Here is a 19,770-nt window from a genome sequence, read left to right as displayed (position 1 = left end):
ATCGCGCATAGCGCGCATATTGGCGTACATCCCAGTCTTTGCTCTTGCACTGACCGGGTGTACGCCCCCTGCAGCCACCACCAGCAACCAACCATTGCAGGTGGTGGCTTCCACGCCTATCCTGGCAGATTTAGCACAAACTGTTGGAGGCTCACGCGCGCACGTTACCTCACTCGTTCCCCCCGGTGCTAACCCCCACTCATATGAGCCTTCTTTACGCGATATTCGAGATATCGCCTACGCTCATGTCGCGTTAACTAACGGTCTTTTATTAGAACAAAATAAGCTTATTCGGACTATTGACGCGAACCTTCCCGAACCGGTAGAAGCCGTTCCCGTTGCAGAACATATCTCTCAATACGGTGGGCAACTCCAACGTATTGTCGAAGACGCATCCTTAGATTCCCTCTGGCTCGGTGTACGTATTGAAGGTGGACATGCTGGTGAGCCAGTTCATCTGAACACAACAAAGATGGTAGGCCCCGGACAATCCGCAAGTTTTATTACAGAAACTTTCGGTGCCGTTGACACTGTTTCAGATTCTCATTCTTCCCAAGCAACTCGCAAAGATTTAAATGGGCAAGAAGTCTCGACTGGTGCTTTAGGATCGGTAGAATTGCCGGCACAAGCTCATACCCACCTTTCGTGGAGTTTTGCAAAACCTGGGCTCTATGAGATAACGGTCCAAGCAGCAGACCATCAAGGAAAAACCACACAAGAACAAGTTGTTCGTTTTGCTGTTGGTGTTGATTCTGCCCAGCTTGCTCAAAAACTTGGTTCAGAGGTGAAAGTTCTCGATGCAGGACACGCAGATATTACTGCAAATATTGATACCGGCAAGATTTCTCTACGTACCGATTCACACGAAAATATCGAGTACTTAGACCCCGACAAGACCCTTATAGAAGTTCCGACCCGCACCTTGCAAGAAATACCTTCAGGTAGTCACTACCGTTTTTTGCATAACGATACGGGACAGGTGTATCTCTTAGCTCAAGCTGTTCTTGGAAAACACGTTCATGGGGATACTGACCCTCATTTTTGGCATTCTATTCCCAATGTTCAAGCTGCTGTCTCTGTTATTCGTGATGTCATGAGCGCAGCAGACCCTCAAGGTGCTACCGAGTACGCACGCAATGCTTCTGAATACGTTAAAGAACTCTCAAAAGGGCACCAAAAGTTACAGGAAATATATGGGGCCCTCAACGAGTCTGAACGAAATATCATCACCACTCATGACGGTTACCGGTATCTAGCCGATACATATCAGCTCAAAGTGGCAGGTTTTGTTACTCCTGCCGCCGGCTCAGAACCAAGTGCGCAACAGCGAGCGCGTTTGCGTCGAACCATTGAAGATCTCAATGTTCCAGCACTTTATTTAGAGCGTGGAATACTTCAGCGGACAAGTGTTCTTGCAGAAGTTGCCTCAGATACTGGTACAAGAGTGTGCGAGCTGTATTCAGACACGCTCGATGATCAAGCCCCTCATTATTTAGACATGATGTTAGCTAATGCAAACATGATACGAACCTGTTCATCAGGAAAATAATTCACAGATGACATGTTGGGAGAAAAAAATTCTATGAAAAAATTTCCTCGTTTAACCGCCGCTATATGCACTCTATTATTTGTGGGGATGAGTTCTTCTATTGCTCCAGCAATAGCAGATGAGTCTGGTTCAGAGCATCACGATGCAAATGTTTCAGTTCAAGAAAGAGCGTTAGAGCAGACGCTAAGTTCTGATGCCCCAATTGGTACAGAACATGTTGTCATTTCCCAAGGCCATGTTGATATGGGACCAAAGTTTGTTGATGGGCAGTGGCGTTTGATGCTTCACGACGATCATGGTCAGTCCCCTGTATGGCGTCATCTATCTGATGTTGTTCTTCACGGTAATGATGATGCTAAGCTTCCGGTACCAGATGACCCGCGCTATGCTTTTGTGCAAGCTTCTGCTGGTGATGATGTTTATGTTATTCCTCAGACCGAACGTTCTGGTGTTGTTTGGCCTGGATGGAACAGTCAAGACCCAGAGGTAGTTTCACGTCTTGGTGAGGGTATGACACTCACCCTAGAGAAGGTTGAGGGCCCAGGCCAGATGAGCCTCTACCTCGAAAACGGTAATTTCAGTGCCCCGCAGGTACTGTGGAACTCTGCAGATACTCAAGCTCAAGATATTTGGGTCGACAATAATAGCCACGTTCACGCAAACTGGGTTTTCACGAAACCTGGTGCATATTTTGTGACGGTTAAGGCTCATGGGACTCTCGCAGATGGCACAAAGGTCTCAGATACTGAAAGACTACAATTTGCTGTTGGCAATGTGTTAAATCCGCAAGAGCTTTTTACACAAGCAGAGTCAGAACCGGCAGAATCTTCTTCACCAGATGATGCTCAAGTGTCTTCTTCACCGGTAGCTCCTCAGTCAGCATCATCAGCTCAAGCAATTTCAGCACAAGATTCTCAAAGTTCAGGTTCTTCTATTCTTCCCATCGCATTATTTGCTGGTGTGGGAGTGATTCTTGTTGTTCTCCTGTATGTTTTCTCTCGTAAAAGTAAACGTGCTCAACAAGAAGCGCAGGAGCGTCTTCGTTGAGATATTCTTTTACTTCTTCTATTCAGGATTCTGCTGTGCAAACGCCCCTTGTGTTAGCTCAAGATGTTCGAGTTCATTACGGGCATCGGGAGATTATCTCGGGTCTTGATATGAAAGTTTCACCGGGAGAGTTTATTGCCTTAGTTGGTGCAAATGGTGCCGGAAAAACTACTCTTTTAAGAACTCTGATGGGCTTGATTTCTCCAAGTTCGGGTACCGTATCTATTTTGGGTCGGTCGCCGATAGCGGCACGTGAAAAGATTGGTTATGTCCCTCAGAAACATTACTTTGAGTGGTCTTTTCCCATTACTGTCAAAGATGCTGTTCTTACGGGTAGGACTCGTGCTATTGGGTGGTTTCGCCGCCCGTCAACGGATGATTGGGTGAGCGTGTTCCGTGCTATTGAGCGTTCGGGAATTACTCATCTGCAAGATCGGGTGGTCGGGGAGCTATCTGGTGGTCAGCGTCAAAGGGTTTTGCTTGCCCGAGCTTTAGCTTCAGATCCTTCTTTATTACTCCTTGATGAACCGTTCACCGGTGTTGATGCGCCCACGCAAGATTCTCTCAATGAGTTATATACGTCGTTAGCCGAAGAGGGTTTGGGTATTGTGATGTCTACTCACGATATGCTCTCGGCGCTAACGCATTGTTCTCGTATTTGTGGTGTTCGTGGGAGCCTTGCCTTAGATGCTCCTGCGCATCAGCTCAGTGTGGAAGAACTTCATCGTTGGCTTAGGGAGGCGTAATTGATTACCCCTTTGGATTTTATTCAAGATCTTTTGAACCCTCATCTGAGTTTTCTTCTTCGTGCGCTTGGTGCTGTTGTTATCGCCTCGGTTGTCACAGGAATTATTGGTAACCATGTTGTCTTGCGGGGGATGGTCTTTATCGGTGATGCTGTTGCGCACTCAGTTTTCCCTGGTTTAGCGGTTGCCTTTGTCATCGGTTCTAATCTGATGCTTGGCGGGATGGTCGCTGGTGTTGTGACTGCTATTTTGGTTGCTATTTTTAGTCAGAACCAAAAGTTACGTGAAGATTCGGTCATCGGCATTTTCTTTGCGGGGTCTTTTGCACTCGGTATTGTCATTATTTCCTTGCAGCCAGGGTATTCGGGGTCTGTCCAAGATTTCCTTTTTGGATCTATTGTTGGTATCTCGGCACAAGACGTTGCAACGGCTGCATTAATTGGTGCTGTTGTCCTTCTCGTTTTAGCTATTTTTCATCGCCCCATCGTCACGGTAAGTCTTGATAAAGAGTCCGCTCGAGCTCTTGGCATTCCTGTTTTACTGATGGATATTGTTCTCTACGTTCTGGTTACTGTTTCCGTGGTTATCTCTTTACAGACGGTAGGTAACGTTCTGGTTCTTTCGTTGATTGTTGTACCAGCGTCTGCTGCTCGCATGTTATGTTCTACGTTACGAGGGATGATGTTCTTCTCCCCTATTTTTGGTGCTATATGTTCAACGATTGGGTTGTATCTTTCGTGGTCTTGTGATTTACCCGTAGGTGGAACAATTGTTTTGACCATGATTGCGGGATTCTTAGTCGCGTGGGTATTTTCATCTGTGAAAACACGTCGCGCATCGTAGAGTTCAGCTCATTAAAAGAGTGTTTTTTGAAACCACGCTGGTTTCAAAAAACACTCTTTTGCGTTATGTCATAGGTTTTATGCTCTACGCAAGAGACGATGCACAACAACGGAAGCTGAAGCCATCAGTATTGCTGAGATAATAGCCGTCCACACAACCCCAGCGTCGAAAGCATGTTGAGCTGAGGAAAGTAACTGTGCACCGTGTCCCATATGTTGTGCCACAGCGACAGCACCTCCTAAGGTTTCTTGTGCATGATGTGCATCCTCAGCGTTAAGTCCTTGGGGTAGCTGAATCTGTGACCGGTATATTGCGGTGATGATTCCACCTAATATTGTTGTTCCTAAGAGTGCACCTAACTCATACGAGGCTTCTGAAATAGCTGAGGCAGCCCCAGATTTTTCAGATGGCACGCTCGAGAGCATGAGATCATTAGCGATAGTTTCACCTGCTCCGGAGGCAGAACCAAGCATGAGGAACGCAATCATCAGCCCTAAGTTCGTGACAGCGTTATCAGAAACTGCTACCACGACATAGGCGATAGCACTGAGCATCAAAGAACCAGCAACGACCGTCCCAGGAGCAATTTTAGGTACGATTTTTACGACAGCTAAACCTGCCAGAACGGTAATAGTTAGACCTGGTAAGAGAAAGATACCGGCGTCCATGGGCGACATTCCCCGAACTAGCTGAAGATGCTGTGAGACAAAGAAAATGAACCCCGCTAAGGAGAAAATTGCTAAGAGATTTCCGACGATAGCGCCGGTAAAGGTTGGGTTGGTAAACAACCGTACATCGAGCATCGGGATAGGACGCTTGAGCTGTCTACGAACGAAAAGTGCACCGCACATTATTCCGGTGATTCCTGTCAGAATGGTCAAGGGTGTTAACCCTGATTCTGCAACCGCTTTGATGGCGTAGACGATGGGGGTCATCGTTGATATTGCAAGAAAAATGGAGATAACGTCTATTTCTCCGGGGTTGGGGTCTTGAGATTCTGGAAGAATCCACGGCGCTAACGCAAGAAATGGTAGGAGAACCACAAGCCCCATCAGAAAGATGGAGCCCCAGGGGAAGTGTTCTAGCAGGAGCCCTCCAACGATAGGTCCCAATGCGGCACCACCAGAAAACGTTGCTGCCCAAATAGCTATTGCAGTCCTTCGTTCACTAGCGCGGGTAAAGATGTTACGAATGAGCGAAAGGGTTGACGGCATGAGCATTGCGCCAAAGAACCCGATAGTTGCCCGCCCGATGATGAGCCACGTGGCATTTGGCGAGAAAGCGGCTAAGGCGGAAGCGAGCGCAAACCCTGTTGAACCGATTAGTAGAAGTTTTTTACGGCCGATTCTGTCTCCGAGACTTCCCATCGGAACTAATAGGCCGGCAAGGACAAGAGAATATACGTCAATCATCCATAGTTGTTGCACCCCAGTAGGTTGTAGCGCTTGAGAGATAGAGGGCATTGCAAAAGCAAGTACAGTGTTGTCTACGGATACGAGTAGTACCGGTAGCATCAGCACAGCTAGAGCAGACCAGCGACGACGTGAGCTGCTTATCAGTTGGTGTTCAGAAACGATGGTGTTGGGGGCAGTTTTCACGAGTTATCTAAGGATTCTCCTATTTGAAGGTTCGATGCAGTTTGGCAAGGGATAGAGCAATATTTTTCCGGTTCCTGCGATACATTCCTAGTACTTTATATATTGGGTGGAGAGAGTATCTCCCCCATCGTGCTTCTCGGGCGTCAAAGGTTTCTCGTACTGTTACAGACCCGTCATGGTGGTCGATAAGTTCCCAGCCCCATTCGTGCCCTGCGGGGTGACGCCATGTGATGAATTGATTTTTTTGGGCACGGGTTACGGTGAGCGTCATCTGATAGGGAAGCAACAAGAACATTTTCTCTGTAAAACGGTCTCCTGTTGTGAGTTCTGGAGTTTGTTGTGAAAGCAGTTTTTGGACGCTTCCCCCACCATCGAGCTCGCAATGTTTTGCGGGGTTGGCAATGAAGGTGTAGAGCTCTTGGACGTTTGCGTTCAGTGTTGTTTCTGCGCAGATAATAGCGGCGTTAGTATCGACGAATTGCACCAAAGGTTGAGTCATATGCTGTACTCTATCCTAGGTTTTTATCTTCGTGGGAAATATTTCTTACTGTGCGTTTGGGGCTGTTATGCTGACGTGTCAAAATAAGAGTATCTACTTTTACAGTGGTTTGTACTCTAAATAGTTTAAATCCTCGAGAGGTACTTCCCATGATTTTTATTGTTGTTAAGTTCCCTGTTAAGCCTGAAGAAGCTGAGAACTTCGTTGAGAAGCTTACTCCGTTTACCGAGGCGACTCGTGCAGAACCTGGTAATAAGTGGTTCCAGTGGTCTCGTAGCGTAGAAGATTCTTGTGAGTTTGTCCTTGTTGAAGCTTTTGAAGAGGACGCAGCAGAAGCTCACGTTAATTCTGATCATTTCCGTGAGGCAATGAAAACGTTGCAACCACTTCTCACTCGTACTCCTCAGATTATTTCTCGTGTTATTGAGGGGCATGATTGGGATGAGATGGGAGAGCTTAAAGTCGAGGGCTAAACGGCTTTAACATGAGTTTTCTTGCGGGGAGACTCAGGGAATATGGGTGTTGTTTTCTCACCTCTAAGAGTAATAGCGTTTTCTCTGAGTCTTCTCGGTTCTAGTGTGGGTAATTTTCACTAGAATAAGTATGGATAGTGTAAACCCGTCTATATATAACCAACTATGGGAGATTCCTTAATGACTGTGAACCCACAGGAAACAGAAAACAATACTGCAGAGGGAGTGAATTGCCCTTCTACTCAGCTTGCGGTGTCTACTGTTATTCTTGCTTTGCGTGCTAAGGAGGGGGAATCGCAACATTCTCTATGGCTCCCATTAGTACGTCGTTTACGCGAACCTTATAAGGGACAGTGGGCGTTGCCTGGTGGTCCGTTGCCTTACGATATGTCTTTGGAACAGGCAGCAGGTTCTACCCTTAAACGTGCGACGGGGCTTGTTCCGGGTTATCTTGAGCAACTTTATGCTTTTGGTGATGTTCATCGGACACCAGATTATCGCGTACACCGTGATGGTGGGTCCTTACCTGTTCCATCGACGGATACTCAAAATACTCCGCGCACTGTGTCTGTTGTGTATTGGGCCTCTATTCCTGCGACGGAAGTCAGCCATACCCGAATCCATGAGAATATCCGCTGGTTCCCTGCTGATGAGTTACCGTTGTTGGCTTTTGACCATAACGAGATTATTGAGTATGCGTTATATCGTTTGCAGAACAAGGTGGAATATTCTCGTATTGCTCATTCTTTCTTGGGTGAGGAATTCACTTTAGCTCAATTGCGTGAGGTGTACGAAGCGATTTTGGGGCGTCCTTTGGATCCGGCGAATTTCCGTCGCCAGATTGCTGCGTCTAAATCTATTATTGATACAGGTAAACGAGTTGAGGGAACTCGTCATCGTCCTCCGCGTTTGTATCGTTATGATCATTCCAAGGCTTTTGCTGATCAAGGGCCGTTGGGTATGTATCGTGCTGCAGAGCATGCAGCAAATAACCTTTAACCTTTTTAACCTCTAAGGAATTTTATGAAAATCACTCGCACTTTTGTTCTCTCAGGGGTAGCTCTCTTGGCGCTTTCAGGTTGTTCTTCTGCTGCCCCGGAGGCTGAGCCTTCACCGTCTTCAAGCAAAATTTCTTATACGGATGGGTTGCACGCTAAGGTTCTTTCTGTTGAAACGGCGAACACGATTAGCGTTGATATTGATGGACAGACTAAGGAAGTCCGTCTGCTGAATGTTGTTGCACCAACCGAACATAATAATGAGTTTTCAGGGTCATGTTTAATACCTGAGTCCACAGACTTTTTAAGGCAGAAGCTTCCTGAAGGTACTGAAGTAACGTTGGACTTTGATAACTCACGAGTAGGTTCTTCCGGTTATCTTGAAGCTGCAGTCTATGTTGGTGATGATTTTATTAATGCTGATGTTGTCCGTGAGGGTTTTGCGACAACAACATTCCTTTCTCAGAGGGATGAGCATTATGCTCCTGTTTCTGAGGCTCAGCAAGAAGCTGCTCGTGAAGGGCGAGGTATTTATTCTAAAGATGTTGAGTGCGCTCTTCCTCATGCTATCCAGCTCCATATCGATCGAGTTCATCAAGCAAACGAGTCTGATGATGAGGATGCACGCATAAGCTCTTATAAAGCTGCGTCAAGATTTTATAACACGTTAATGTCTACGGCGAAATCTCCAAATACGTGGATTGGTTCTATCGTGACTCTTGATGCGGTCAAGGATCAGCTCAAAGAACTTAAGAACGCTCTCGGCAAGAACTATTATGACCTTCAAGGTAAAACTGAACAAGAAAAGCAGTCTGAGGCGAATGAGCCGGTTCGTCCTGGCAGCTAGTTTTAGCTGATTTTATAACCGTTAAATGCTGGTGGGGCAACACGTACGTGTTGCCCCACCAGCATTTAAGATTGATGTCTTAATGCAGGTTTATACGTTAGGGATGATGAGTCCTTTAGTTTGGGATACCGCACGGGAGAATCGGTCTTGGACGTCTGCCCAGTTAACGATGTTCCAGAATGCGTTGACGTATTCACCTTTGACGTTTTGGTAGTCGAGGTAGAAAGCGTGCTCCCACATGTCTAGTTGTAGTAGTGGGATAAGACCGACAGAGATGTTGCCTTGCTGGTCGTAGAGCTGTTCGATGATGAGGCGTTCACCAACGGTATCCCATGCGAGAATAGCCCATCCTGAGCCTTGGATGGTGGTGGCAACGTTCGTGAAGTGGTTGCGGAATCCGTCGAAGGAGCCGAAGAATTCATCGATTGCAGCAGCGAGTTCGCCGGTAGGTTTGTCGCCGCCTTCTGGGGAGAGGTTTTGCCAGAAGATGGAGTGGTTGGTGTGTCCACCGAGATTGAATGCGAGGTCTTTGGACAGTTTTGAGACGGTACCAAAGGAGTTGTTTTCGCGTGCTTCATGGAGCTGCTCTAGCGCTGCGTTAGCGCCAGCGACGTAAGCTGCGTGGTGCTTGTCGTGGTGCAGTTCCATAATGCGTGCTGAGATATGTGGCTCAAGTGCCGCATAGTCGTAGGGTAGGTCTGGAAGAACGTATTTCTCTGCCATCAGGAGAGTTCCTTTCACAAGTTGTGTTGTTTTGTATCGTGATTTTTTGGTTTCATGTACAGTTTACGCATTGAAAGTAGGGTTGTCTTCCAAGGGGAACTACAGTTCGACTTGTCGTTGAGGTTTTTTGAGTACTTTCAAGCTCTTGTATTTGTTCTATTGAGAATACATTTATTCATGTCAGAGACACTTTAAGTGGGTTTTAGGGGAGCTTTAGAGATTCACTCCCCCACATTGTTTTCTCAAGAAAATATTGTGAATAATGTGAACAAAGTTTTCCACAACTCGTGGATAAACATGTGGAATGTTCGAATATCAGCGATTGTATTGGCTTATTTTGAATAAAAATTGCTTATTTTTCTATGCAATTCGAATAATTTCAGAAATCATCGTATTAATCTTCGATAATGACAGTGGTGTAAGTTTTCCACCCTTGTGGATAAAACCTGTGCATAACTAGCCTAAAACAGCCTTCCCCTGAGGTCTCAACCATACATTTTTCCGATATTTCCACACCTAGAGCAGATTGTTCCGCCATTAAGTGGAAATTGTGCACATAGTTATCCACAAGTGGGGATAGTCAAATACTTTAGATAGGTAAGCCCCCGTGATGTTTTCTACCAGTGCTCAAAAAACACCTCTAGAAGCCAAAGAAACAGCATGTCAAAAGCTTATCGCTGAACACCCAACCTAGACCGCTATGACCCACATCCTCACACTGGTGTAATCACATAGTTGTAAGTTTTCCACCCCTGTGGATAAAAGCTGTGTATAACTCATCGCTATAAGAGACGATAAAAAAGGAAGGTTCGTCGTTGATATCAACGACGAACCTTCCTTAGAAGAATTTAGCGTGAAGACTAAGCAGCTACTTTCCCTCGAGAGAAGATACGGTCAACAGCGTAAGCTCCAGGCCCAGTAAGAACAAGGGCAACCGCCATGACTGCGTAGCTAAGAGGAAGCTCAAAGCCACTACCGCTTGCGAAGAATCCATGTGAAATGTGAACAAAAGCGATAGCGCCAAACATAGCAATGCTCGTAAGAAGCGCCGCTAAACGAGTTGCTAGACCGAGAACAATGAGCAAGCCACCAACAAGCTCAACATAGGTGGTAAAGTTTGCTGAGATTTCAGGAGCTGGAATCCCTAACTTCTCGAATCCCGCGGTAACACCACTGATGGTCTTTTCGCTGTATTTCTGCCAGCCGTGCAACATCATTGCAATACCTAGTCCAAGACGTAGGACCAAAAGCCCTACAGAAGATGAAGGTGTATTTCTTAAAATATCCATAACTTTATCTTCGTCTAGAAATACTTTCCATTACAAGTTCCTAGACGTATAAAGTAATATTTATCATGCCTTTTTATGGTGATTTATCACACTGTGACTCAAAAGGGTGTTTAAAGAGCAACGGGGCGCAGCTCAAAGATAATGCCACACCCCGCCACTCTTGAGACTCTATAAGAAGCTCAAATATTACACACTTTAGGAACCCGCGGGTGTCGGTGCAGAATCATCAACACCGTGGTCATCGCCAAACTCACGAGCAACAAAGTTCTCGATGTCAAAGAGGTTATCGGTACGCTTACAGATAGTTACCAAAGTTTCCATTGAAGCAACTTCCTCCACCTGCTCTTTGAGGAACCACAACATAAACTGCTCACCCAAAGCATAGTTCTCAGCACGAGCAGCTTCAAAAAGAGCCTCAATCTGCTCAGTCACAGTCTTCTCTTGCTGCAAAGAAAGCTCAGCAATTTCTAGAACACTTGAAAAATTGTTTTCAACATGAGGAATACCTGGAATCTGAATTTCTTGGCCCCGATCGAGCTGATACTGGACCATCATCAGAGCATGTCCGCGCTCTTCTAAAGACTGACGATAGAAATGGCGAGCAAGCTGAGGAAGATCCTCAGAGTCGAGCCACACTGCCATCGCTAAATATTGGTGAGACGCATGGAACTCATGTCCAATTTGTTCACTGAGAAGCTCATAGAAGTTCTTAGCCATTAGGTGTTCTCCTTATATATTGGCTCACATGCAGATAGGCATGTTTTTATGTGCAGAAAAAATACATGTTAATCTGCAATATCAATAGCTTCCTCATAAAGACTCAACAACGCTAAATCCTTAAAACCGGGCTATTTATATCCCAGTCTAAAGCACCCATACCCGACTAAGGCTAGCCCAAGAGCATAGAACGTTTAACCGAAATAACTTCAGAAGGCTTATCTCCTAAAACTGCTTCACCGATTTTTGCTAATTGTTTAACTTGGCGAGCGCCTAAATTATCAAAAATCTGCTGACGAACTTCTGTGACATGCCCCGGAGCAGCCTCTTGGACCTTCGTCAGACCTTTACTCTCTAACCTACACATCGACACTCGGCGGTCTTTACTCCACAAGGCGCGGGTGACATAACCATTTTTTTCAAGGCGAGTTACAACTCGAGAGAGTCTCGGCAATAACGTATTCGTTTGATGTGCCAGCTCAGTCATGGTCAGGCATTGTTCAGAAGCTTCTGATAACACTGCTAAAACCATATATTCGACAAAGCTCAAACCAGAATCTCGTTGGAGTTGCGCTTCAAGTTTTCCAGGCAAGCTAAACATCACGGAGGCGAGAAACAGCCATCCTTCGCGTTCTTCTTCAGATAGCCACGCTACGGTATCAGTATCCTGAGAAGATACTTCAGATGAGGGTGTACTCACGCTCAAGCCTCCGTTCTTTCTAATGTCCGCAGTATAAAAAATCTAACCTTTTCTATTTTAGTGATTAGTTAAGACATTATGTCTGTTTCATAAATATTTGAGGACATATATATGGACTTTTCTCATAGTAGTGGTGCCTAGACTAACAGAAGTCATCATTTATGACGCTTTCTCTCCTATGATAAGCTTGCTACCTAATACTCTATGTGGATAATACCGATGGAAAAGCGTATCGTAACTGTCCACCCGAGAGTATGGTGTGCCGGGAAGTCTGGTCGGCTCGTTTCTATATAACCCCTGTCGAAACGGAATATATCAAAGTCACACCACACACGCACAAGGAGCTATATGTCTTCTCAGACCGTCCTTTCGCGCGGCTCATATAAAGAGTCACAGCGCATTACTGAGATTCTACGCAAAGAATCTGTTGGTGGATTTATCCTACTCGGGGCAACAGTCCTCGCTCTCATACTCGCTAATACTTCGGCTGCAGATTTCTATTTCAACCTACGAGATACTAAATTAGGTCAAGATATTGGGGATTTTCACCTCAAATTGTCGTTAGGGCACTGGGCTGCAGATGCACTGCTTGCAGTGTTCTTCTTTCTTGCAGGTCTTGAACTCAAAAAAGAATTTGTTATTGGCGATTTACGCAACCCCGGAAAAGCTCTTGTTCCCGTTGCTGCAGCAGCAGGCGGCGTGGCACTTCCAGCCATTATTTATACGCTTATCAACCTCAATTCAGGTGCTGAAGCTCTCGGCGGATGGGCTATTCCTGCTGCGACCGACATTGCTTTTGCGGTAGCTGTTCTTGCCGTTATTGGCACTCATTTGCCAGCGGCTCTACGAACGTTCCTTTTAACTCTTGCAGTCGTAGATGATTTGATAGCAATTATCATTATTGCTATTTTCTACACCTCAGAGTTGAAAATTCATTACCTAGCGATCTCTATTGTGCCCATCATCATTTATGCGCTCATTGCTCGTAAAGGTGAAAAAATGTTCCACCTCAAGCCGGCCACTTCGTGGCTTGTGCTTCTTCCAATCGGAGCTATCGTATGGGCGTTATTCCTTAATTCTGGTATTCACGCTACTATCGCTGGTGTTATCCTTGCGTTCACTATTCCTGTAAAGCATACCTCGCATACCCATGCAGCTGATGCAGATCACGGGCTAGCAGAAGTCATGGAGCATCGAGTTCGCCCATTCTCTGCAGGGTTCTGCGTTCCAGTCTTTGCGTTCTTCTCCGCAGGTGTTGCTATCGGCGGTTTTAACGGTTTTACGAGTTCTCTCAAAGATCCTATTGCTCTCGGTATTATTGTCGCTCTCGTTGGCGGTAAAATTATCGGCATTTTTGGTTCTACATGGCTCATCACTCGATTGCGTCATGCAAACCTTGATCCTGATATTAAGTGGGTGGATGTTTTAGGGCTAGCGGCTCTGGGCGGTATTGGGTTCACCGTATCGCTACTCATTGCAGAGTTATCTTTCGGCATTGGTTCAGAGCACAATGACCACGCTAAAATTGCGATTCTTACAGGTTCTGTCTTGGCAGCATGTATTGGTGCTTTTATTCTTGGTTCTCGCAATAAATACTATAAGAACCTTGAAGCAAAAGAATCCGTTGATGCTGATGGTGATGGTGTCCCTGACGTTTTCACCGATGATTCAGACGGATAAAGTTACTCTTCTGTAGAAGTTTTCTATGAGCCCACGTTATAGCGTTTTTGACTATAGCGTGGGTTTTTTATGTCTGTCATGTATTAACTTTATTGTCATGAGATAGTACACACTATCCATCAACTAATCAGCAAACATACTATTTTTAGTCTTTATTAGCTAAAGTACATAACAACACACCAACACATTTAAAGGATTCTTCTTGCCATGGCACATTTAGCTCACGATGAAAACGACGAACAACCTAACGCTGTTTTCTCCCGTGGGACCTATGCAGAGTCTTCTCGTGTTGCAGATATTCTCAAACGAGAATCCACTGGCGGATTTATCTTACTTATTGCAACAGTACTAGCTTTGGTTCTCTCAAACAGCCCTGCCTCCTCTTGGTATTTTGGAGTCAAAGAAGCAGAGCTAGGCGCACATATTCCAGGGTTTAGTCACCTGATGATGTCTGTTAGCGAGTGGGCAGCAGACGGACTATTAGTAGTCTTTTTCTTCCTGACGGGTCTAGAGCTTAAAAAGGAATTTGTTCTTGGAGATTTGCGAGACCCTCAACGAGCTATTGTCCCCGTAGCAGCAGCTTTTGGTGGCGTTATTGCACCAGCACTTATATTTTTTGCTGTTAATCATTCCAGTTCAACAGCAGTCCATGGGTGGGCTATTCCTACAGCAACAGATATTGCATTTGCTGTAGCTGTTATTACGGCAGTTGGTTCTCATTTACCTTCAGCGTTAAGAACTTTTCTTCTGACGCTGGCAGTGGTAGACGACCTCATTGCGATTTTTATTATTGCTATTTTCTATACCCATAATTTTAAGGTAATGTACCTTCTACTAGCGATTATTCCGATAGTTGCATATTTGTGGATTGCTCATCGTTTTGAGTATTTCTTTCATACTCGGGATTGGGCGGCATGGGTGATTTTATTACCTCTAGGCGTCATAACATGGGCGCTATTTCTTGAATCTGGTATCCATGCAACAATCTCAGGTGTTATTTTAGGTTTTTGTGTGCCTGTCAAATATACACCACAAGCTCGCGCGGTTCAGGCCGATGCTGGGCTGGCAGAAGTCCTCGAAAAAAGAATGCGGCCGATTTCTTCTCTCTTTTGTATCCCGCTTTTTGCGTTCTTCGCTGCAGGAGTATCTTTCGGTGGAGTTGACGGGCTCCTCAAAGCTCTACGTGACCCCGTATCTTTAGGAATTATTGGAGGCCTAGTCCTCGGCAAGAGTATAGGTATCACGTTAACAACATGGCTGATTACTCGACTCAAAAATGCTCACCTTGACCCCGATATTCAATGGATAGATATTCTGTGTATTTCTATCACTGGAGGTATCGGTTTCACCGTCTCACTGTTAATCTCTGAGTTGTCGTTTCCGGCTCATTCTATCCATACAGAAAACGCTAAAATTGCAATTCTTGTTGGTTCCGTTACCGCAGCATGTATGAGCGGGACGTTACTTTCTCTCCGCAATAAAAAGTATCGAGATATTGAAGTTAAAGAGAACATCGATCAGAACGCTGACGGGATTCCTGACGTATTTAGCGACGATATTGACAAAATTAAAGCAGCATCACATCGGAAAACGAGTTAGCCAAAGTCCTCTTTACGCTGTTTTCAGGAATATCTCAAGAATTGCTTGTAGTACTGGATAGATAAACACATCTGCACATAAGATAGCACTCAAGCTAAAGCATAAGACGGGGATAATATACGCGAATAAACGCCCGCATCGACGACGTATCGCGTCAATCATGACCCCAAATATCGCTTCTCGTCGGTACAGCATCAACAGTAGCAGCAAGACAAGTGGAAGTTGGGAGATAGTAGCCCAACCTAATAATCCAAGGCTACGGATAGGTAGTGGTTGTTGTGCTGATAACGCAATATATGTGGTGAAAGAAATTTCGAAAGTAATGATTGCAAGGAAACCTAGTGTAAAAAGAGCTAACCCCACGGGGCTTGTGAAACGCATTTTTTTGGTGTGCATTTCATTGCTATCTAAGCGGTGAGCATGAAAACGTATTCTCATAATGGAATATATTCCGTAAGTGACCAATAGCAATGCACACACCAATTTACCCACAAGAACAGGAACCTGACGGCTACTGACAATCCACGAAAGAATCTGTTTCCACGGTAAATGATTTAGAGTCTCCCCCAAGACAGCAGTGAGCAAAAGACCCCACACTACAATGCCTAAAATAATTGACAGGCAGAAAACAAAGACGGCTCTACGTGAACGCTTTCCTGGGCGAACTGAAAGATAATACACCGCTAATAATGCTGGCGTCGGATCAAAACCAGCGATACCTAAAGGTAATAACAGCCCCAGATAATTCAAAACACTCATAAACACCGATTATTCTTATCAGCGTGTTGGTTTAACAAAAGGAAAACTCAAAACGCCTCGAATACTCTGCCCTGCTAACAACATGATTAAACGATCTACTCCAATACCCAAACCACCAGTCGGCGGTAAACCAACTTCTAAAGCGTAAAGGAAGTCTTCGTCAACTTCCATTGCTTCAACGTCTCCAGCAGCAGCTTTAAGAGATTGTTCATTAAACCGCTGACGCTGTTCTATCGCATCAGCCATCTCTGAATACGCAGTTCCTAACTCCATACCATCAACTACTAAATCCCATCTCTCAGCTAATCCAGGTATCTTTCGGTGAGCACTCGCTAAAGGAGACGTTTCTTGCGGAAAGTCAATATAGAACGTGGGGTATATCGTATACGGTTCTATGAGCTCACTATAGAGCTCCTCAATAATGGCACCAGAGCCCATATCATCTCGCACATAGATACCGTGAGTTCGAGCGTGAGCAAGCAAAACTTCAAAGTCAGTGTCTAAAGAAACAGGCTCTTTAAGCACCTCAGATAGTGCTTCGCACACCGTCTTGACGGGCCATGGTGCAGAGACATCGATAAGCTGTCGTTGTCCGTTCTTCTGTTCTCCTAAAGGTAGAGACTCACTACCAAAAACACTATATGCGACGTTCTTAATAAGAGTCTGAGTAAATGCAAGCATCACCCTGTAATCAGCATATGGTTTATAAGCTTCTAGGACTGTAAATTCTGGATTATGAGTAGCATCTGCACCTTCATTACGGAAGTTACGCCCAATCTCATAGACAGCGCCCATATCTCCTACAACGAGACGTTTGAGATATAGTTCCGGGGCAATACGTAAATATAGGTCTGAGCCATACGCATTGATAAATGTTTTAAATGGTCGTGCATTTGCTCCGCCATGGATGGTATGCAGTATAGGTGTCTCCACTTCAAGAAATCCTGACGCATCTAAGGTTTTACGTAAAGAAGTGATAACCGTGCTGCGCATTCTGAGGTATTCACGTTGTTTCGGGTGAACTAGCAAGTCTGTTGAACGGCGATGCAACCGTGCTTCAGCATCGCTAAAGTGTTCAAACGGAATATCGTGTAGAGCTTTTGCACCAAGAATCCAATGATGGACGATGAAGGAGGGCGTTCCGTTACGTGAAAAGCCTAAAGTTCCTGTAAGGATGAGAATATCGCCGCGATCTATTGTGGTGCGAAATATTCGGAAATCGTTAAGAAATTGTTGTTCGCAAATTGCTTGAGCTTGTTTAAAACCGTCTATGAGCGTTAAGAACACAACAGCTCCGTGCGTTCGGATAGCTCGAACTCTCCCGGCGACGGTTATATGGCCTGTAGGTTTCCCTCCATTAGAGGTCAAAAAATCTGCAAGTTGTCCAACAGTATATTGTGCTTTGACGCCTAGAGGGTAGGGGTTTATACCGTATTCCCTAAGCATCTCAAGATGACGAATACGGTCTCTTGTGTGGCCAGTGTATCGATGAGCGACCGAGGTGAGTGTTTCTGCATTATTTTCGATTTCATGAAGTTGATGCAGATGCTCATCATCTAGTATGGGTAAGTTTCGTTCTTCTTGCACGAGCAATGGTGGTAAGAATCCTTCTGCTACTCCTGAAGATATGCAAACTTGGAAAAGCGTCAACATAGAATCTGCTGCAAGGTAGCGAGGCTCCCATGTAGGCTCAAATTTTTGGTTAAAACGATAGAGTCTTTCAAGCTGCAAGAATCTGTTAAGGATTCCCAAAGTCGATGATGTTAGACGTGTCCAAGGGCTTGCACCAAAATGATCGGCTTCCACAAAAGTTTTTCGAAACATCGCAAAATTCAATGAAACTTTTGTAATTCCAAGTGTTGGCAGGGTTTGCATCATCGTTGCGATCATGAACTCCATCAAACCGTTGGGAGCCTGGGGAGAACGACGCATCACGTCTAGTGAAATTCCATTTTTTCCCCAAGGAACAAAAGATAAGATTCCTACAATATCTCCGCTGGGAGAAGAGGCTGTCATCAGTACGCATTTACCGTCTGAGGGGTCTCCAAGCCGGTTTAATGCCATAGAGAATCCACGTTCTTCTGCACCATGGCGCCACTGATTGACCAACTTTATTACAGATTCCATCTCATCCGCAGGGACGTCTACGTGGCGTCGAATGTTGAGAGTGTACCCGTCGTGAGATAGTTTTCTCGTTGCGTGACGTACTTCTGCTAAAGAGGTGTTGTTAATGCGGAATCGTTCAGCATTAAGTATCGCTTCATCTCCCATATAGGTGATCGCTAATCCTGCCCGAGCGTAGGCTTTCGCCCCGCGTTCACTGGCACTGATGACTCCAGGTGTCCAGCCGTAGGTTCTGGCGTGTTTCATCCAGTTTCTGATAGCACTGTCCCATGAGCTAGGTGCTCCGATGGGGTCTCCAGAAGCTAACGTTACGGAGTGGATAAGACGGTACGTAATAACAGCTCGGCGATCATCAGAAAAAATCATGGATTTTTCACGTCGAGTTGCGAAATATGCGAGGGAGTCTTTATCACCATATTCCCAAATGAGCGCTCGAAGTTCTAGTTCATTATCGGGAGTCCAGCTTTTTCTATCAGCAGGTGTTCTAAGTGCTACAGCGATAGTGACAATAAGGGTTGTTGCATAGCAGAGGTCAATCAGCGCTTTAAAAAAGTGGATTAGTCGATGAGACCCATCAGGGGTGCCCAACGGGGAAATATTTACCACAGAAAGCCCATATTCAAGAGTGTTTTTCCAGAGCGTTCCAGAGCCCATTCTTTCTTGGATATAGCCCATGGAGAATGCAATACACCATGTCATAAAAGTGCCGATTATCAAAGATACTGCGGCTTGTTTCCACCGCGAGCGCAGAGTGTGTGCAGGGAATGCGCTTTTACATGAGTACAGGAGAATTAGCGCGCATAAAGCAAAGATGAGGGAGAGTCCGTTGGCAACAGAGCTATAAACGTCAAAGAGATGTTTGAATTCTTGGCTATTTCCTATGACTTGCAATACGCCAGGGATACTGACGAGAATGCCAGCGTATTGGAAGAACACTACGGCGTATAGACCAACTCGACGTCTGCGAATTAAAGCTGTGGTGATGAGGAGTAGGACGACGGCTGACACCAGTGTGTGGTCTACTGGTATGTTCATGGCGCCAAGTAGTATTTCCCACCAGGGGTACCCTACGTGGTTTTTATGGAAGGGCGTTAGGACCCATGAGACGAATGATAATGCGAAACTAATAGTATAGATACCAATGACCCAGCGAGCGGTGCGTTCTGCACGTGAGGTAAGTTTTTCCCACAGCGTTGTGATGTGTTGGGTCTTTGAATTATTCTTCACGTTCGCAGCACTCTTTCTTACACAACCATAATGGTGTCGATTCTTACCGTTGTCGGAGCTCTTTCAATAGCGTACAGCTCTGGCCTTTTGAACTATGGTTATCTAGAGATTTTTCTTAGGCTTTGGGCTTTTTTGAGACTATTTCGCGTTTTGGTGTTACACCGATGAAACATTTTTCCCTTAGTGTATAACCCAGTTAAGTAATATCTACAGCCGTGCCTTATAGACTTTTTGGCTACCCTCATTGGGTTTTCGGATGTTGCCGATGGTTTCATCGTTTTCTATCTTGCTCGGTAACACACTGCGTTTCTGTCGTTCAGAGGCACATAATCATCCAGCTCAGCACATCTTA

General features: G+C 45.4%; 17 protein-coding genes. 9 read left to right on the top strand and 8 right to left on the bottom strand.

Annotation, left to right across the window (positions count from 1 at the left end; genetic code table 11):
• The first annotated feature begins 19 nt into the window (after window positions 1-19).
• Genes ACN083_RS07720 through ACN083_RS07705 form a run of 4 tightly spaced genes read left to right on the top strand, consistent with a single transcriptional unit; the run spans window position 20 to window position 4,185 of the window.
• Entirely contained in the window at window positions 20-1,549 is a 1,530-nt protein-coding gene (locus ACN083_RS07720; RefSeq protein ID WP_419102263.1) for an anchored repeat ABC transporter, substrate-binding protein, read from the top strand.
• Window positions 1,550-1,582: 33 nt separating this feature from the next.
• Window positions 1,583-2,596 carry a choice-of-anchor M domain-containing protein gene (locus ACN083_RS07715; protein ID WP_419102262.1) on the top strand — a complete coding sequence of 338 codons (1,014 nt, stop codon included), beginning with the start codon at window positions 1,583-1,585 and terminating at the stop codon, window positions 2,594-2,596.
• A complete protein-coding gene (locus tag ACN083_RS07710; protein ID WP_419102261.1) occupies window positions 2,593-3,342 on the top strand; it encodes an anchored repeat-type ABC transporter ATP-binding subunit in 750 nt (249 codons plus the stop codon). The genes ACN083_RS07715 and ACN083_RS07710 overlap by 4 nt, the downstream gene beginning before the upstream one ends.
• Window positions 3,343-4,185, top strand: coding sequence for an anchored repeat-type ABC transporter permease subunit (locus ACN083_RS07705; RefSeq protein ID WP_419102260.1), 843 nt, complete (start codon window positions 3,343-3,345; stop codon window positions 4,183-4,185).
• Window positions 4,186-4,262: 77 nt separating this feature from the next.
• On the opposite strand, the gene ACN083_RS07700 is transcribed toward ACN083_RS07705, so the two are convergent.
• Window positions 4,263-5,699, bottom strand: coding sequence for an MFS transporter (locus ACN083_RS07700; RefSeq protein WP_419102396.1), 1,437 nt, complete (start codon window positions 5,697-5,699; stop codon window positions 4,263-4,265).
• A 103-nt stretch (window positions 5,700-5,802) separates the two neighbouring features.
• On the bottom strand, window positions 5,803-6,282 hold the full coding sequence (locus ACN083_RS07695; protein ID WP_419102259.1) for a polyketide cyclase: 480 nt from the start codon (window positions 6,280-6,282) through the stop codon (window positions 5,803-5,805).
• Between the two features lie 149 nt (window positions 6,283-6,431).
• On the opposite strand from ACN083_RS07695, the gene ACN083_RS07690 reads away from it, so the two are divergent.
• The 3 genes from ACN083_RS07690 (at window position 6,432) to ACN083_RS07680 (ending at window position 8,600) form a co-directional block, all read left to right on the top strand.
• Window positions 6,432-6,755, top strand: coding sequence for a putative quinol monooxygenase (locus tag ACN083_RS07690; RefSeq protein WP_419102258.1), 324 nt, complete (start codon window positions 6,432-6,434; stop codon window positions 6,753-6,755).
• 180 nt (window positions 6,756-6,935) lie between these two features.
• Window positions 6,936-7,754: an NUDIX hydrolase gene (locus ACN083_RS07685; protein ID WP_419102257.1), complete on the top strand. Its 819-nt coding sequence runs from the start codon at window positions 6,936-6,938 to the stop codon at window positions 7,752-7,754.
• 24 nt (window positions 7,755-7,778) lie between these two features.
• A complete protein-coding gene (locus ACN083_RS07680; RefSeq protein ID WP_419102256.1) occupies window positions 7,779-8,600 on the top strand; it encodes a thermonuclease family protein in 822 nt (273 codons plus the stop codon).
• Window positions 8,601-8,690: 90 nt separating this feature from the next.
• Here the strand turns inward: ACN083_RS07680 and ACN083_RS07675 are convergent, their stop codons facing one another.
• The 4 genes from ACN083_RS07675 to ACN083_RS07660 all read right to left on the bottom strand — a co-directional run bounded on the left by ACN083_RS07675 (window position 8,691) and on the right by ACN083_RS07660 (window position 12,029).
• Window positions 8,691-9,323, bottom strand: coding sequence for a superoxide dismutase (locus ACN083_RS07675; RefSeq protein WP_419102255.1), 633 nt, complete (start codon window positions 9,321-9,323; stop codon window positions 8,691-8,693).
• A gap of 860 nt (window positions 9,324-10,183) precedes the next feature.
• Window positions 10,184-10,612, bottom strand: coding sequence for a DoxX family protein (locus ACN083_RS07670; protein ID WP_419102254.1), 429 nt, complete (start codon window positions 10,610-10,612; stop codon window positions 10,184-10,186).
• Window positions 10,613-10,807: 195 nt separating this feature from the next.
• Entirely contained in the window at window positions 10,808-11,329 is a 522-nt protein-coding gene (locus ACN083_RS07665) for a ferritin (protein WP_419102253.1), read from the bottom strand.
• 172 nt (window positions 11,330-11,501) lie between these two features.
• Window positions 11,502-12,029: a MarR family winged helix-turn-helix transcriptional regulator gene (locus ACN083_RS07660; protein ID WP_419102252.1), complete on the bottom strand. Its 528-nt coding sequence runs from the start codon at window positions 12,027-12,029 to the stop codon at window positions 11,502-11,504.
• Window positions 12,030-12,377: 348 nt separating this feature from the next.
• Here ACN083_RS07660 and nhaA (ACN083_RS07655) point away from each other — a divergent pair, with 348 nt between their 5' ends.
• Together nhaA (ACN083_RS07655) and nhaA (ACN083_RS07650) are read left to right on the top strand one after the other, a co-directional pair.
• Window positions 12,378-13,709 (top strand): Na+/H+ antiporter NhaA, encoded by a 1,332-nt coding sequence (nhaA, locus tag ACN083_RS07655; protein ID WP_419102251.1) that lies wholly within the window; start codon window positions 12,378-12,380, stop codon window positions 13,707-13,709.
• 207 nt (window positions 13,710-13,916) lie between these two features.
• Window positions 13,917-15,308, top strand: coding sequence for a Na+/H+ antiporter NhaA (gene nhaA, locus ACN083_RS07650; RefSeq protein WP_419102250.1), 1,392 nt, complete (start codon window positions 13,917-13,919; stop codon window positions 15,306-15,308).
• A gap of 12 nt (window positions 15,309-15,320) precedes the next feature.
• Here nhaA (ACN083_RS07650) and ACN083_RS07645 read toward each other — a convergent pair whose 3' ends face one another.
• Window positions 15,321-16,067: a hypothetical protein gene (locus ACN083_RS07645; RefSeq protein WP_419102249.1), complete on the bottom strand. Its 747-nt coding sequence runs from the start codon at window positions 16,065-16,067 to the stop codon at window positions 15,321-15,323.
• A gap of 18 nt (window positions 16,068-16,085) precedes the next feature.
• Window positions 16,086-19,418, bottom strand: a complete 3,333-nt coding sequence (lysX, locus tag ACN083_RS07640) for a bifunctional lysylphosphatidylglycerol synthetase/lysine--tRNA ligase LysX (protein ID WP_419102248.1) — start codon at window positions 19,416-19,418, stop codon at window positions 16,086-16,088.
• Window positions 19,419-19,770: the final 352 nt, after the last annotated feature.

This window comes from Rothia sp. CCM 9418, assembly GCF_048512825.1.
Taxonomy (GTDB): domain Bacteria; phylum Actinomycetota; class Actinomycetes; order Actinomycetales; family Micrococcaceae; genus Rothia.
The sequence above is the reverse complement of the archived record's forward strand: the minus strand, read 5'-3'. Positions and strand labels throughout refer to the sequence as shown.

What these genes read in the sequence shown, in the direction of transcription:
- ACN083_RS07715 (WP_419102262.1), top strand. Translation starts at nt 1,583, where the DNA reads ATGAAAAAATTTCCTCGTTTAACCGCCGCTATATGCACTCTATTATTT.
- ACN083_RS07700 (WP_419102396.1), bottom strand. Translation starts at nt 5,699, where the DNA reads ATGCTACCGGTACTACTCGTATCCGTAGACAACACTGTACTTGCTTTT.
- ACN083_RS07695 (WP_419102259.1), bottom strand. Translation starts at nt 6,282, where the DNA reads ATGACTCAACCTTTGGTGCAATTCGTCGATACTAACGCCGCTATTATC.
- ACN083_RS07690 (WP_419102258.1), top strand. Translation starts at nt 6,432, where the DNA reads ATGATTTTTATTGTTGTTAAGTTCCCTGTTAAGCCTGAAGAAGCTGAG.
- ACN083_RS07685 (WP_419102257.1), top strand. Translation starts at nt 6,936, where the DNA reads ATGACTGTGAACCCACAGGAAACAGAAAACAATACTGCAGAGGGAGTG.
- ACN083_RS07680 (WP_419102256.1), top strand. Translation starts at nt 7,779, where the DNA reads ATGAAAATCACTCGCACTTTTGTTCTCTCAGGGGTAGCTCTCTTGGCG.
- ACN083_RS07675 (WP_419102255.1), bottom strand. Translation starts at nt 9,323, where the DNA reads ATGGCAGAGAAATACGTTCTTCCAGACCTACCCTACGACTATGCGGCA.
- ACN083_RS07670 (WP_419102254.1), bottom strand. Translation starts at nt 10,612, where the DNA reads ATGGATATTTTAAGAAATACACCTTCATCTTCTGTAGGGCTTTTGGTC.
- ACN083_RS07665 (WP_419102253.1), bottom strand. Translation starts at nt 11,329, where the DNA reads ATGGCTAAGAACTTCTATGAGCTTCTCAGTGAACAAATTGGACATGAG.
- nhaA (WP_419102251.1), top strand. Translation starts at nt 12,378, where the DNA reads ATGTCTTCTCAGACCGTCCTTTCGCGCGGCTCATATAAAGAGTCACAG.
- nhaA (WP_419102250.1), top strand. Translation starts at nt 13,917, where the DNA reads ATGGCACATTTAGCTCACGATGAAAACGACGAACAACCTAACGCTGTT.
- ACN083_RS07645 (WP_419102249.1), bottom strand. Translation starts at nt 16,067, where the DNA reads ATGAGTGTTTTGAATTATCTGGGGCTGTTATTACCTTTAGGTATCGCT.